Genomic DNA, 13,861 nt, shown 5'->3' with positions numbered 1-13,861 from the left:
TGCCGCAGCCGGGCAGGGCACGGCGTGCCGGATCGCCACAGGTGGCGTTTCGCGGCTCCTGTGATATGCGCAAACGCATTCCAAAATAATCCAGGAGGTGGGAACGTGTATCCGTTCGTCGCTCGAATTGTGCTCTCAGGCCTGCTCGCCGCTGCATGCGCCGCACCGGCGTTGGCGCAGAAGTCCTACGATCCGGGCGCTTCCGACACCGACATCAAGTTGGGCCAGACCGTGCCGCACAGCGGACCCGGCTCGCCCTACGGGGTCCTCGGCCGCGCACAGGTCGCCTATTTCGAAATGCTCAACGAGAAGGGCGGCATCAACGGACGCAAGGTGACGCTGCTGTCCATGGACGATGCCTACAGCCCGCCCAAGACCGTTGAGGCGACACGGCGGCTGGTCGAGCAGGATGAGGTCCTGGCGCTGTTCAGCTCGCTCGGTACCGCCACGCAGTCGGCGGTGCAGAAGTACCTCAACGCCAAGAAGGTGCCGCAGCTGCTGCTGAACACCGGCGCCGGCCGCTGGAACGAGCCGGAGAAGTTTCCGTGGACCACGCCGGGCCTGCCCATGTACACCACCGAGGCCCACATCCTCGGCAAGCACATCCTGGCGAGCGTGCCGGACGCCAAGATCGGCATCCTGGCCCAGCACGACGACCTCGGTAAGGAATACGTCAAGGCGCTGAAGGAGGCGCTGGGCGACAAGGCCGACAAGATGATCGTGGCCGAGCAGAGCTATGAGCTGGCCGATCCCACGGTCGACAGCCAGATCATCGCGCTCGCCAACTCAGGCGCCAACGTCTTCTACAACATCACCACCGGCAAGGCGACGTCGCAGTCGATCCGCAAGGTGGCCGAGCTGGGCTGGAAGCCGCTGCACCTGATCATGAGCGGCTCGACGGCGTCCGAGCTGATCACGGCCGCCGGCGCCGACAAGGCCATCGGCCTGACCACGGTCAAGTACCGCAAGAACGTGGGCCATCCGCAGTGGGCCGACGATCCGGATCTGAAGGCTTACGAGGCCTTCCGGGCCAAGTACCTGCCCAACGTGGACCCCAACAACGACCTCGCCTTCGCCGGCTACTCCCAGGCAGTGCTGATGGGCAAGATCCTCGAGGCCTGCGGCGACGAACTGACCCGCGCCAACGTGCTGAAGCAGGCGACCACCCTGAAGAACGTCACGGCACCGGCATTGATCAAGGGGCTCGCCTACAGCACCTCGCCGACCGACTACGCGCCGTTGACGACGCTCTATCTTGCCACCTACGACGGCAAGGACTGGAAGCTCGGCGACAAGCCGATCAGCGACTGAGCGGGGACGCGTCACGCACACGCACGCCGGGCGGTCGATCCGCCCGGCGTGCCGGCAGATGCTCCAGGGCGGCCGCCTCGCGAGCGCGCATCGCCGGCCCTCTTTAAGCGCCGAGCTTCCGCCGCCATATTCCGGCAGACACCGAATAATGGTTGCTGCCATGCTCGACTTCACTCCCCGCTTTCTCCTCAACGACGGCGACGCTGCCGACCGAGCGGCGCCTCAAAGCCAGACTGTCGACGCCCCGCTGCTGGACGCCTATTCGACGGCGGTCGCTGACGTCGTCGACCAGGTTGGTCCGGCGGTGGTCAAGCTCGACGTCCGCCAGAACGGCCGCCCGGCCGGCTCCGGCTCGGGCGTGATCCTGTCGCCGGACGGCCTCATCCTCACCAACAGCCACGTGGCCCAGGGTGCCGCGCGCCTCGGCGTGCAGATGGCGGACGGCCGGCATTTCGATGCGCGTCTGATCGGCGACGATCCCGACACCGACCTGGCGCTCGTGCACGTGGAGCAGGCGGTGAGCCTGCCGGCGGCGCGGCTCGGCAACAGCGGCCTGCTGCGCCGCGGCCAGATCGCCGTCGCCATCGGCAACCCGCTCGGCTTCGAGGCCACGGTGACGGCCGGCGTGGTGTCCGCCCTCGGCCGCTCCCTGCGCGCCAAGAACGGCCGGCTCATCGACGACGTGATCCAGACCGACGCGGCCCTCAACCCCGGCAACTCCGGCGGCGCGCTCGTGTCCGCACGCGGCGAGGTCATCGGCATCAACACGGCCATGATCATGGGCGCGCAGGGCATCAGCTTCGCCGTCGCCTCCAATACGGCGAGCTTCGTCATGGGCGGGCTGATCCGCCATGGGCGCGTGCGGCGCGCGTCGATCGGCATCGCCGCCCACCCGGCGCCGATCGCCCGGCGCATCCAGGTGATCGCGGGCCTCGATCAGGCGACCGGCGTGATGGTCGATACCGTCGAGAGCGCGAGCCCGGCGGCCGCGGCGGGGCTGCGGGCGGGCGATCTCATCGTCGCCGTCGACGGCATTCGCGTCACCGGCGCCGACGAGCTGATCCGTGTCCTGACCGAGGACAGGATCGGCCGCCCCGTGCCCTTCGACCTGCTGCGGCAGGGGAAGGCGCAGGTGCTGGACATCACCCCGCAGGAGCGGAGCGGGACGTAGGCGGCGCGCTCCGCGCAGCGACGGCGGACCGCGGCCGGGACAGGCCGCGGATTCGGCGATAGGGTCATCTGCTGGTGTGAGCGAGGCGGCGGAAGAAATCGCCTCCGCTGTGGCGCGCCGGTCGTCATGCCTACATTGGCCGCCTGGCGCCCAATAGGTCGCTCGACACACGAACTGCTGGCGGGCGATGCCGCAACGCTTGCATAGTCTATCGTCTGCTCATATCCAGATCGTTCAACCGGGAGGCCGGATCGAAAGTGGATGCAGTGCCCGCCAGCAACGTCAGGAAGGACCGGCCGCCCGTGCCTCCGGGCCAGCGCGAGCGGGTGCAGCGCGCCATCGAGGACGATATCGCCAGCGGCTTCTACAAGGCCGGCCAGCGCCTCGACGAGCGCGAGATCGGCGCCCGCCTGAACGTGTCGCGCACGCCGGTGCGCGAGGCGCTCAATCGCCTCGTGTCCGCCGGCCTCGTCGAGGCGCGTCCGAAGCAGGGCTGCTTCGTCGCTTCGCTGTCGTTCCAGGATTTCCTGCAGCAGTACGAGTTCATGGCGGACCTCGAGGCGCTCTGCGCCAAGCTCGCAGCGCGGCGCATGGACGGCCCCCAGCGCGACCGCCTGCACCAACTGGCGGAAGCGGGCCGGCGGGCGGCGGAGGCCGGCGACATCGAGGCCTACGTCCAGGTCAACCTGGATTTCCATCAGACCATCTACATGGGGGCGCGCAATCGCTTCCTCGAACGCACGATCATGGAGCTGCGCCGGCGCATGGCTCACTACCGGAGCTACTCGTTCCGGCTGCCAGGCCGCCTCAAGGCGTCGGCGGCCGAGCACGAGGCGGTCATGGAGGTCATTCTTCGCGCCGACGCGGAGGAGGCTCATCGCCTGATGCGCTGGCATCTGGAGATCGGGCGGCCGGAAACCGCGGACTACCTGATGGCGGTCTCGCAGGCGTTGTTTCCCGCCGACGATCAGTGATCGTCTCCTTCAAGCGGATGGATGGCCGGGCTTGACCCGGCCTTCCCATCGAACGAAGCCGCCGACTACGATCTCGGTTGCGCCCGCGCCCGCCAGATCCGGCGCGCCAAGCCCGCCAGGCCTTGCGGCCAGACGATCAGGACGAAGGCCAGGACCGCGCCCAGCACGACCTTGTTACCGTCGCCGCCGATCGAGAAGTAGTTCTGCTGCAGCAGAATGAGCGCGACGCCGATGAGCGGCCCGAGCAGGACGCGCCGTCCGACGACGATGACCGCCGTCAGCATCAGCGTGAGAAAGTACATGTCGAACATGTCCGGGCCCACATAGGCCCGCTGATAGCCATAGAGCCATCCGGCGAGCGCGGTGATCGGCGCCGACACGACGAACACCCGGAAGCGGACCTTGCGGATATCCAGGCCCGAAGCGATGGCGAGCGGCGGATTCATCTGCACCATCAGCGCCTCGGTGCCCAGACGCGAGCGGCGGAACCGGTCGACGAAGTAGATCGACAGCACCAGCAGCAGCAGGGCGAGCGGCCACAACTCCTGGTTCGACCGGCCTGAGAACTCGGCGAAACCGAGGGGCAGGCGCAGCGCCGGAATGCCGACGATGCCGTCGGATCCGCCGAGAGCGTCGGTGTTGAAGGCGATCTCGCCGGCCACCACCGCGGCGGCGTAAGTGGCGAGGGAAAACACGAACTCGCGCGTCTTGAGCGTGGCCCAGCCCAGAAAGGCGGCGGCGAGCACCGCGAGCCCGACTGCGGTCGCCGCGGTGATCCAGCCGTTGGCGTCCCAGCTGGTCGACAGGATCGCGGCCGAATAGCCGCCGATCGCCCAGAAGATCGTGTGGCCGAGGCTGACTTCGCCCAGATAGGAGAGCACGATGTCGACGCCCACGGCCATGACCGAGAAGATCGCCAGCGTCACGAAGAAGCCGTAGGTCAACGGCGAGCCGCCCAGCCACGACGGCAGCCAATAGGCGAGGGCGACGGCAGCCGCCACGGCGAGGGCCCTGATGGCCGGATGACGGGGGCTGCGCCGGGCCGCCGGCGCGTCGAGCGCCATGGAATGTTCGGTCATCGGAACGAGAAGCCCTCTGGACGCAAGGTCAGAAATGCGAGCAGCACGGCGAACGAGGCGGCCGTCGTGTAGGCGGGCGAGACCAGCGCTCCGAAGAACGCGGTGAAGATGCCGAGGGCGAGGCCGGCGACCAGGGCGCCGCCCACGTTGCCCACGCCGCCCAGCACCACGACGACGAAGGTCATGATGACCTCCTCGAAGCCCATGCTGGTGAGGATCGGCGTCTTCGGCGCCACGAGCACTGCGGCTATCGCCACGAGCACCGCCTCGAGCATGAACACCGCCACGTAGACGAGCCACGTATTGATGCCGAAGATCTGCGCCAGCTTGGGGTCTTCGGCGATGGCGCGCACCATCGCCCCCTGCCGGGTGCGGTTGAGGAGCAGCCAGACGCCCGCATAGAGCGCCAGGGTGACGGTGACGATGATGAGGTCCTGGCCGGTGAACCAGATGCCGCCGATCTGGTATTGAACCTTGTCGGCGGGGCTTGCGAGCGCGTGCGGCGAGCCGCCGAAGCCGAGGCCGGCCGCTCCCTGGATCATGTAGCCGAAGCCGAGGGTGACGATCATCAGGCTCGTCAGGTTCTGCGACACGACGAGCTGGCTCATCGCGGACTGCATGAGGATGCCGAGGACCCCCATCGCCAGCACGGCGACGACCGCAGCCGCCGTGAAATCCAGCCCCCACCGGGTCAGCGCGAACCAGCAGATGAATGCCGCGAGCATGTACATCTGGCCGTGCGCGAAGTTCACCAGGCGCGCGGCACCGAGCAGGATGGTCCAGCCGAGCGCCACGCAGGCGAAGCCGGAGCCGATGACCAGTCCGTTGACCAACTGCTGGGCGACGTTCATGGCTCCACCTCCGCCAGGCCGCCGAGATAGGCTTGCGCGATGCGCTCGTCCTGGCGCATGGCGGCAGCATCGCCATGCCCGACGATGCGGCCACGCTCGATGAGGTAGAGCTCGTCGGCCACGTCCAGCGCGGCGCTCACGTTCTGCTCGACCAGCAGCACCGCCAGGCCGTCGTCCACCAGCCGGCGCACCACGGTGAGCACGTCGAAGATGAGGCGCGGCGCGAGCCCCACGGACGGCTCGTCGAGAAGCAGGATCCGTGGCCCGGCGAGCAGCGCCCGGCCGATGGCGAGCATCTGCCGTTCGCCGCCGCTGAGTGCCGAGCCCTTGTGCGTTCGCCGCTCGTGCAGGCGCGGAAACAGGCCAAGCACGTCCTCGCGGCTGAACACGTGGCGGCCGGCCTCCCGCGGCACGGCCGGCACCAGCGCGAAGTTCTCCTCCACCGTCAACTCCCCGAAGACGTTCTTGCCTTCGGGGACGCACTGGATGCCGAGACGCGCGCGCCGGTAGGCCGCCAGCCGGGCGACGCTGCGGCCGTCGAGACGGACATCGCCGGCGATCGAGGCATGCCCCCGCGACCAGCCGGCGCAGGCGTTGACCAGCGTGCTCTTGCCGGCGCCATTGGCCCCGGCCACGGCGACGAGCCGGCCGGCGCCGACCGCCAGGGTCGCATCGCGCAGGGCGACGCTGCCGCCATACCGGACCGTGAGGTCGGCTGCATCCAGGACATTCATTGCGTACGCCCCAGATACGCCTCGAGCACCGTGGGATCGGCCTGGATGGCCGCCGGAGGACCTTCGGCCAGATGCCGGCCCTGCTCGATGACGACGATCCGGTCGGCCACCGTCATGATCAGGTCCATGTGATGTTCGATGACGACGAGCGCCAAGCCCGCCGTCCTGAGGTCGAGCAGGATGCGCGCCAGATGGCGCATGTCGTTGCCGCCGATGCCGGCGGCCGGCTCGTCGAGGAGGAGCACCCGCGGGCCGTTGCCGTAGGCCAGCGCAACCGAGAGCAGCCGCTGGATGCCGTAGGGGATCTCGCCCGGGCGCTTGTCGTAGTGCAGCGCCGCAATGCCGAAGCGATCGAGGAGGCGGCGGGCGGCCGCGGTCGCGGCCCGCCGCGTCGCCGCTTCCCGCCACGGCAGCAGGAGGCTGGCGGAGAACGCCGTCGAATGATCGCGCGCCAGCACGCTCACGGCGTTCTCCATCACCGTCAGCTCGCCGAAGAAGCTGTTCTGCTGGAAGGTCCGGCGCAACCCCTTCACTGCGAGCTCCTGCGTCGGCACGCCCGCGACGGGCTGCCCCAGCAGGTAGGTCTCGCCGCCGTGGACGACGCTGTTCGTCACGGCGGCGAAGCACGAGCTCTTGCCGGCGCCGTTCGGCCCTATGATGCCGAGGATTTCGCCCGTCGCGACAGACCAGCTCACGTCGTCGAGCGCCTTCAGCGCGCCGTAGCGTACCGAGAGCCCGTCGACCGCAAGGGCCGCGGATCGATGTTCTGCCACGCTCATTCGACCAGCTTGAGCTTGCCGGTGGCCCCGTCCACCACCTCGAACATTCGCGGCTTGGTGAGCATCTGGCCGTTGGCGGCAAAGGCGACGTCGCCGAAGTCGGTGTCCTTGACCGTATGGCCGCGAATGGCCTCGGCAACCTTGACGCGATCGAGCGTTCCGGTTTGCGCGACCGCGCTGGCCCAGACACTGACGGCCTGCGCGGCGACGCCAGCCTCCTCGCCGGGCGGGCGGCCGACGGCCTGCCGATAGGCCGCATAGAATTCCTGGGCGCGCGCGATGCCGTCGAGCGGCGGCAGTTCGGGCAGGTAGGCAGAGCCGCTGATGACGCCGTTCAGCTGGTCTTTGGCGACGTTGAAGACTTCCGGCGTGAGCAGGGCGATGCCGGCCAGGAACGGCGTCTCGATGCCGGCCTGGCGGTACTGCTGAACCAGAGCCGACATGCCCGAGGTCGCGGCGTTGATGACGACGACGATGTCGGCCTTGGCCGATTTCACCGCCGTCAGCGAGACGCGAAAGTCCGCCTGCTTGAATGGGAATTTCTCGGTGAGGACGATCTCGAACGGCTTGCCCAGCGCCTTCATCTTGGTTTCGATGAGCTGGCGAAAGTCATTCCCGTAGGCATCGTTCTGGATCATGAAGACGATGCGTTTGGCGCCCTTGGTCTCGATGACGTAGCGGGCGATGGCGTCGGCATCGATCTCGTTGGAGCTGATGATCCGGATGCCGTAGGGATTGCCCTTGCCCGAGAGCACCGCCTCGGCCTTGGCCGAGCAGGTGATGTCGAGGATGTTCGCGGCCGCGATCACCGGCTGCATGGCGAGTGCGACCGGCGAGTTGCGGCCCTCGAAGATGACATCGGCCTTTTCGCCGATCAATTCGTTGGCACGGCTGATGCCAACGGCGGGCGTGCTTTCGTCGTCCTTCTGCGAGATTACCAGCTTGCGGCCGAGGAGACCGCCGCGCTTGTTGATCAACTCGACCTGCACCCGCGCGCCCGCGGCGGCGTCGATGCCGCTCGTTCCCGCCGGGCCGCTCATGGGAAAGATCGTGCCGACGCGGATCGGCGGCTCCTGCGCGGCCGCCGTCGACAGGCCGACGATCGCGACGCCTAAGGCGGTCAACACTCCTCGGATCACGTCCACCTCCCATTTTGCTTTGATTTAGTCCGGCTCTACTTAGGATTGTCCGGCTTCGACCGTTCGTCGCTCGATGTCCAGCAGGGTTTCGAGCCCGATTGTGTGATGAATGAGCTTCTGGATCTCGGCCGCCGCCTGCGGCGTGGCCGCCGTCGGATCGGCGTCGCCGGCCGCCAGGGCGCGATAGGAGGCGCGCATGGCGGCATAGGCGGCCAGGAGCGGCGTCGCCGGATCGACGAGCAGCCGGTAGCCAAGCCCGTGCAACTCCTCGACGCTCATGCCGACGCTGGCGAGGCCGCCGCCCATGGTCATGTACATGAGCGGGCCACCGAGACGCTCGCCGATGGTCCGGGCGTCCTCAGACCGTTTGGGAAGAACGAAGAGCATGTCGGCGCCGGCGCGCCGATAGGCCTCGCCCCGCCGCAGCGCCTCGTCGAGACCCGTTTCGCGCGCCGTGTTGGTGCGGGCGATGATGACGAAATCCGGATCCGAGCGGGCGGCAACGGCTTCCCGGATCTTGGCCACCATCATCTCGGCCGGGATGGCGTGCTCGATGCCGACGTGATGGTGGGCGCGCTTGGGCGCGAGCTGATCTTCGATCTCGATGGCGGCAAATCCGGCCGCTTCGCTGAGCGCAATGGTGCGGCGCAGGTGCATGGCGTCGCCCCAGCCGCAGGCGCCGTCGAGGATCAGCGGGACGCGGCAGACGCTGCGGATCTCGAGCCCGGCCTCCACCATCTCCGTCAACGTGAGATTGGCCTCGGTGACCGCCTTGACGTAGCCCATCGAGCCACCGCCCAGGTAAAGCGCCTGAAAGCCGGCTTCGTCCGCCAGCCGCGCGGTCAGCGCATTGAAGACCAACGGTGCGACGAGGAGCTTGTCGCTCCCAAGAAGCTCACGCAAGCGGCTCACGGCATATCCTCCCCCATCGGCGGCTCTGTCGGACGCCCGCCGTCGTCACCTGCCCTTGAAGACCGGGCGGCGTTTCTCGGCGAACGCGCGCCGGCCCTCGGCATAGTCCTCGCTGGCAAAGCAGGCGCCGACCGCCTGCGCACAGGCCTTAAGGTCCCGCTTCTCCGGATGCGCCACCGCGTTGGCGACGCAGAGCTTGGCGGCGGCGATCGTCATCGGCGCGTTCCGCGCGATCGCGGCGGCGAGATCCGCCGTTCGCTCGGCCAATTCGGCCTTGGGCACGACCTCGTTGACGATGCCGAGCCGCAGCGCCTCGTCCGTGCCGAACTGCCGGGCGGTGAAGAAGATGTGCTTGGCGGCGGAGGGGCCGACTAGATCGACGAGGCGCTGGATGCCGCGATAGTCGTAGCCAAGCCCGAGCTTGGCCGCCGGGATGGCGAAGCGGGCGTCGTCGGCCGCGATCCTGAGATCGCAACTGAGCGCCAGCGCCATGCCGCCGCCGATGCAATAGCCTTCGATCTGGGCGATCGTCGGCTTCGAAAAGTCCGTGAGGCGCACCAGCGCACTCTTGGAGATCTCGTCGTAGCGCGCCACGTCGGCCGCGCTCGATCGGCGCTTCTCGAATTCCGAGATATCGGCGCCTGAGGCGAAGGCTTTGCCGCCCTGGCCGGCGATGACGACGCAGCGAACCTCACGATCGCCCTCGAAGTCGCTCAGCGCCCGTTCGAGGTCCTCCCACATGCCGAGTGACAGCGCATTCAGCTTGCTCGGATTGCTGACCAGCGCCTGGCCGACCGGGCCTGCGCGACGGTGCTCGATGCGGCCCACGACCGGTGGCGCTGCGGCCTCGGACGGTTGAACGTCCATCAGACAACTCCGCTTCGTTTGAGATCATCGATCTGGTCGGGGGCGTAACCCAGACTCTCGAGTATGTCGGTCGAGTGCTGGCCTTTCTCGGGCGCTGCGGCGGCGATGCGGCTCGGGGTGCGGCTCAGGCTGACGGGCTGGCCGACGACCTGGATGTCGCCGAGGATGGGATGGAACAGGCTGCGCGCCATCTGCTGGTGCTCAACCTGCGGGTCGGTGAAGACCTCGTCCATGCGATAGATTGGTCCGCACGGCACGCCGGCCTCGTTCAGCCGTTCGATCCAGTGGGCCGAGGCGTGGGCGGAGAGCGCCTCGTTCAACAGTGCGTTCAACCGGCCGCGGTTGCGCGTGCGCTGTGCATCATCGGCAAATTCGGGATCGTCGGCGAGCGCGTCGAGGCCGACGGCGGCGCAGAGCTTGCGCCACATGACGTCGCCGGCCGAGGCGATGTTGATGTGACCGTCGCCGGTGCGAAATGTGCCCATGGGCGCGATCGAGGGATGGTCGTTGCCGGCCTGGCCGGGCACCACTCCGTCGATCAGCCAGCGTGCCGCCTGAAAATCCATCATGGCGATCTGCGCCTCGAGCAGGGAGGCGGACACCCACTGTCCCTCGCCCGAGGTCTCGCGCTCGATGAGCGCGAGCAGAATGCCGTAGGCGCAGAACAGCCCGGCGCTGAGATCGGCAACCGGAATGCCGGCGCGCACCGGGCCCTGGCCCGGAAGCCCTGTCACCGACATGATGCCGCCCATGCCTTGTGCCACCTGGTCGAAGCCGGGGCGCAGGGCGTAAGGGCCGGTCTGGCCGAAGCCGGAGATGCTGGCATAGACGAGGCGCGGGTTGACGACCTTGAGCGCTTCATAGCCGATGCCGAGCCGCTGCTTGACGTCGGGGCGGTAGTTCTCGACCAGCACGTCCGCCCGGGCCACGAGCTGCTTCAGGATCTCGATGCCGCGCGACGTCTTGAGGTTCAGGCAGAGGCTGCGCTTGCCGCGATGCAGGTTCTGAAAGTCGGAGCCGTGGCGGGGGCCGCCGTAGCCGTCGCCGGGCTCGGGCGTCTCGATCTGAATGACGTCGGCGCCCCAGTCGGCCAGTTGGCGCACTGCGGTCGGGCCAGCCCTCACGCGCGTCAGGTCGACCACGGTGAAGCGGCCGAGCGGCCCCGGGCGTGGCCCGACGCCGAAGCTCAAGACCGCAGGCCCTTGCGGGAACCCGAGACGGATACGCCCATTCGATCTCCTCCCGATTTATCGCCTTGCGTGAGCTATAGCACCGCTACATTATGCCAGCAAGTACATCTGGTATAACGTTCGCGGTCGAGACCCACCTGGGAGGCTGCCCCCGCCAGAGGGCGGCCCGGCGCCGCGCCGATGGGCCGATCCGCAAAGAGAGCGCCGGCGCGGCGCGCCATGTCGGTCGATCAGCCGCCGAAGCGGGGCCGCGTATAGGTCTGCGGGGGCGCCGATCTTAACGCTGCCGAATTCTACCGCTCAGTAGTGACAAATCCGCCCGTCGCGGGCTGTCTCGGCGAAGTTGCCTGCGCAGCGATTGCGAGGCGCGCCATTCGCGCGGCGGAGGGAAAGGGTGAACTCCGGTCGGTCCGGGTTTCGTGCCACAGTGCCGTCGCCGCCCAGACGTGATTCAGCTCCGGTGCAGAAGGATCGCACATGAACATTGAGTTTGGACCGGAGCTCGAGAGCTTCCGGCAGGAGGTGGGGTCGTTTCTCGACACCGCGCCGACCCCGGCCATTCGCGAAGCCGGCGGGAAGACCACCAGCGTCTTCGCCCCCTTCGAGCAGGCGATGGCCTGGCAGAAGATCCTGCACGCGAAGGGATGGGCTGCCCCGGCGTGGCCGAGGGAATACGGCGGGACCGGCTGGTCGGTGGCGCAGCGCTACATCTTCGCGGAAGAGTGCCGCAAGCGCGAATTGCCGCCGCTCCTGCCGAACGGTCTCGTGATGGTCGGCCCGATGCTGATCGAGCTGGGCACGGACGAGCAGAAGCGCAAGCACCTGCCCCAGATCCTCTCCGGCGAGGCCTACTGGACGCAAGGATACTCCGAGCCCAACGCCGGCTCCGACCTCGCCTCGCTGCAGTGCGCGGCGGTCTCCGACGGGGACGACTACATCATCAATGGCTCCAAGATCTGGACGACCCTGGCGCACCATTCCAACCGCATGTTCATGCTGGTGCGGACCGCCAAGACAGGCAAGAAGCAGGAAGGCATCACCTTCCTCCTGCTGGAGAGGACCGATTATCCGGGCATGGACATCCGCCCAATCGTCGGTCTCGACGGCTTCCCCGAGCAATGCGAGGTGTTCTTCGACAATGTACGGGTGCCCAAGTCCGGCCGTGTCGGCGCGGAGAACGACGGCTGGTCGGTCGCCAAGCACCTGTTGAAGCACGAGCGCGGCGGCTCGGCCGCGAGCCCTGCGATGCTGCACAGCATTGCCCGGCTCCGCGAGGCGGCGAAGACGACGCCGTCGCCCTTCGGCGGCGTGCTGGCGGATGATCCGGTGTTCGAGCGCGATCTCGGGGAACTGGAAGCGGACGTGCTCTCGTATCGCCATTTCGAGCAGCTTGCGATCAGCGGCCATCCCATGGTGCGCGACGCGGCCTATCCGTCGATGAACAAGACGATGAGCTCGGAGCTGTCGCAGCGCGTGTCGATCATGATGACCCGCGTTTCCGGGATCGAGACGGTGCCGCTGCAGCTCGAGGCGCTGACGGTCGGAGCGAATGTCGCGCCGCTCGGCGACGACTTCGATCTGACCGCGATGCCCTATTACCTCAACACCCGCGCCACGACGATCTACGCCGGCACCAACGAAGTGCAGCGCGATCTGATCGCCCGCACGGTGCTGGCCGCCCATCGGTGAGGACTGGACCATGGATTTCTCATTCACCGAAGAGCAGGTGATGCTGCGCGACAGCGTGGCGCGCTACCTCGGCAAGGCCTATGACTTCGACGCTCGCCAGGCGCTGCTGCGCTCCGGTGCGCCCTGGTCGAAGGAGGCGTGGCGCCAGTTCGCGGATCTGGGCGTGCTGGCCCTGCCGCTTCCCGAGGAAGTCGGCGGTCTGGGTGGTTCGGCTGCCGATCTCGTGCCCGTCGCCGAGACCTTCGGCGAGCATCTGACAGTGGAGCCGTGGGCCTTTGCGCTGACGCTCGCCGGCGGCGCGCTGGTCGCGGCAGGCGACAACGCCGCCGCCCGCCGCCACCTGGCCGATCTCGCCAGCGGCGCGAGCACCGGCGCCTTCGCTTACGACGAGGGCAGGGGGCTCGCAGCTCCCGCGCAGATCGCCATGACGGCGGCGCCCTCCGGTGGCGGCTTCGTTCTGGACGGCGAGAAGCGGCTGGTGTTCGGCGCGGCGGAGGCCGGCTTCCTGGTCGTGGCGGCCCGGGCTGCCGGCAGGGCCGGTGACGTCGAGGGTCTCGTGCTGCTGCTCGTCGATCCGCACGCACCGGGCGTCGCCCTGACCCCGTTTCGCACCCAGGACGGGCGCAGCGCCGCTCATGTGCGTTTCGATGACGTCGCGGTCGCAGGCGCGGACGTGCTGATGAGGGATGCGCACGGCGTGATCGCGAAGCTGATCTCGGATGCCATTCTCGTCCTCGCGGCCGAAGCCGTGGGCGCCATGGGCGCGCTGCTGCGCATCACCGGCACCTACGCCACCACCCGCAAGCAGTTCGGCGTCGCCATCGGCACCTTCCAGGCCGTGGCCCATCGCCTCGCCGACATGAAGATCGCCCACGCCAAGGCTTACGCCTCGCTGATGTATTCGACGGCGCTCGCCGAGGCCGGCCGCCTCACGGCGCGCGATGTCTCGGTGCTGAAGGGACAGGTCGGCAAGCTGGGGCGCACCATCGCCGAGGCGGCCGTGCAGACCCATGGCGGCGTCGGCATGACCGACGAGCTCTCGGTGGGCCATTACATGAAGCGTCTGCTGGCGTTCGAGGTCCTGTTCGGCGCGCCGGACTACCACTTCCGCCTGGTCGGCAAGGCGGCCTGAGACGGAGCGGCGCGGGAGCGAGGCTTCGTCCCG

13 protein-coding genes are annotated in these 13,861 nt (G+C 68.2%); 5 read left to right on the top strand and 8 right to left on the bottom strand.

The features are described from left to right. Window positions 1-105: 105 nt before the first annotated feature. From IEW34_RS26680 to IEW34_RS26670, 3 genes are all read left to right on the top strand, one after another. Window positions 106-1,311, top strand: a complete 1,206-nt coding sequence (locus IEW34_RS26680) for an ABC transporter substrate-binding protein (protein ID WP_188612282.1) — start codon at window positions 106-108, stop codon at window positions 1,309-1,311. 160 nt (window positions 1,312-1,471) lie between these two features. Next, on the top strand, window positions 1,472-2,482 hold the full coding sequence (locus IEW34_RS26675; RefSeq protein WP_188612281.1) for a S1C family serine protease: 1,011 nt from the start codon (window positions 1,472-1,474) through the stop codon (window positions 2,480-2,482). A gap of 257 nt (window positions 2,483-2,739) precedes the next feature. Continuing rightward, entirely contained in the window at window positions 2,740-3,456 is a 717-nt protein-coding gene (locus tag IEW34_RS26670; RefSeq protein ID WP_188612280.1) for a GntR family transcriptional regulator, read from the top strand. A 65-nt stretch (window positions 3,457-3,521) separates the two neighbouring features. On the opposite strand, the gene IEW34_RS26665 is transcribed toward IEW34_RS26670, so the two are convergent. From IEW34_RS26665 to IEW34_RS26630, 8 genes are read right to left on the bottom strand one after another with little or no spacing between them, the layout of a single operon-like run. Continuing rightward, window positions 3,522-4,535, bottom strand: a complete 1,014-nt coding sequence (locus tag IEW34_RS26665; RefSeq protein ID WP_244642247.1) for a branched-chain amino acid ABC transporter permease — start codon at window positions 4,533-4,535, stop codon at window positions 3,522-3,524. After that, a complete protein-coding gene (locus tag IEW34_RS26660) occupies window positions 4,532-5,386 on the bottom strand; it encodes a branched-chain amino acid ABC transporter permease (RefSeq protein ID WP_188612279.1) in 855 nt (284 codons plus the stop codon). The genes IEW34_RS26665 and IEW34_RS26660 overlap by 4 nt, the downstream gene beginning before the upstream one ends. Then, on the bottom strand, window positions 5,383-6,120 hold the full coding sequence (locus IEW34_RS26655) for an ABC transporter ATP-binding protein (RefSeq protein WP_188612278.1): 738 nt from the start codon (window positions 6,118-6,120) through the stop codon (window positions 5,383-5,385). The genes IEW34_RS26660 and IEW34_RS26655 overlap by 4 nt, the downstream gene beginning before the upstream one ends. Continuing rightward, window positions 6,117-6,893 carry an ABC transporter ATP-binding protein gene (locus IEW34_RS26650; protein ID WP_244642246.1) on the bottom strand — a complete coding sequence of 259 codons (777 nt, stop codon included), beginning with the start codon at window positions 6,891-6,893 and terminating at the stop codon, window positions 6,117-6,119. Before IEW34_RS26650 ends, IEW34_RS26655 begins: the two co-directional genes overlap by 4 nt. A gap of 2 nt (window positions 6,894-6,895) precedes the next feature. Beyond that, complete coding sequence (locus IEW34_RS26645) at window positions 6,896-8,023, bottom strand: ABC transporter substrate-binding protein (protein WP_244642245.1); 1,128 nt, start codon at window positions 8,021-8,023, stop codon at window positions 6,896-6,898. Window positions 8,024-8,077: 54 nt separating this feature from the next. Continuing rightward, window positions 8,078-8,950 carry an isocitrate lyase/PEP mutase family protein gene (locus IEW34_RS26640; RefSeq protein ID WP_188612276.1) on the bottom strand — a complete coding sequence of 291 codons (873 nt, stop codon included), beginning with the start codon at window positions 8,948-8,950 and terminating at the stop codon, window positions 8,078-8,080. Between the two features lie 45 nt (window positions 8,951-8,995). Further along, window positions 8,996-9,817 carry an enoyl-CoA hydratase gene (locus IEW34_RS26635; protein WP_188612275.1) on the bottom strand — a complete coding sequence of 274 codons (822 nt, stop codon included), beginning with the start codon at window positions 9,815-9,817 and terminating at the stop codon, window positions 8,996-8,998. Beyond that, on the bottom strand, window positions 9,817-11,007 hold the full coding sequence (locus tag IEW34_RS26630) for a CaiB/BaiF CoA transferase family protein (RefSeq protein WP_188612274.1): 1,191 nt from the start codon (window positions 11,005-11,007) through the stop codon (window positions 9,817-9,819). Before IEW34_RS26630 ends, IEW34_RS26635 begins: the two co-directional genes overlap by 1 nt. A gap of 477 nt (window positions 11,008-11,484) precedes the next feature. Here IEW34_RS26630 and IEW34_RS26625 point away from each other — a divergent pair, with 477 nt between their 5' ends. Next, window positions 11,485-12,696 (top strand): acyl-CoA dehydrogenase family protein, encoded by a 1,212-nt coding sequence (locus IEW34_RS26625; protein WP_188612273.1) that lies wholly within the window; start codon window positions 11,485-11,487, stop codon window positions 12,694-12,696. A gap of 10 nt (window positions 12,697-12,706) precedes the next feature. Next, window positions 12,707-13,828 carry an acyl-CoA dehydrogenase family protein gene (locus IEW34_RS26620; protein ID WP_188612272.1) on the top strand — a complete coding sequence of 374 codons (1,122 nt, stop codon included), beginning with the start codon at window positions 12,707-12,709 and terminating at the stop codon, window positions 13,826-13,828. The last annotated feature ends 33 nt before the right edge of the window (window positions 13,829-13,861 follow it).

Origin of the sequence: Chelatococcus reniformis (assembly GCF_014640075.1) — a bacterium.
Taxonomy (GTDB): Bacteria; Pseudomonadota; Alphaproteobacteria; order Rhizobiales; family Beijerinckiaceae; genus Camelimonas; species Camelimonas reniformis.
The sequence above is the reverse complement of the archived record's forward strand: the minus strand, read 5'-3'. Positions and strand labels throughout refer to the sequence as shown.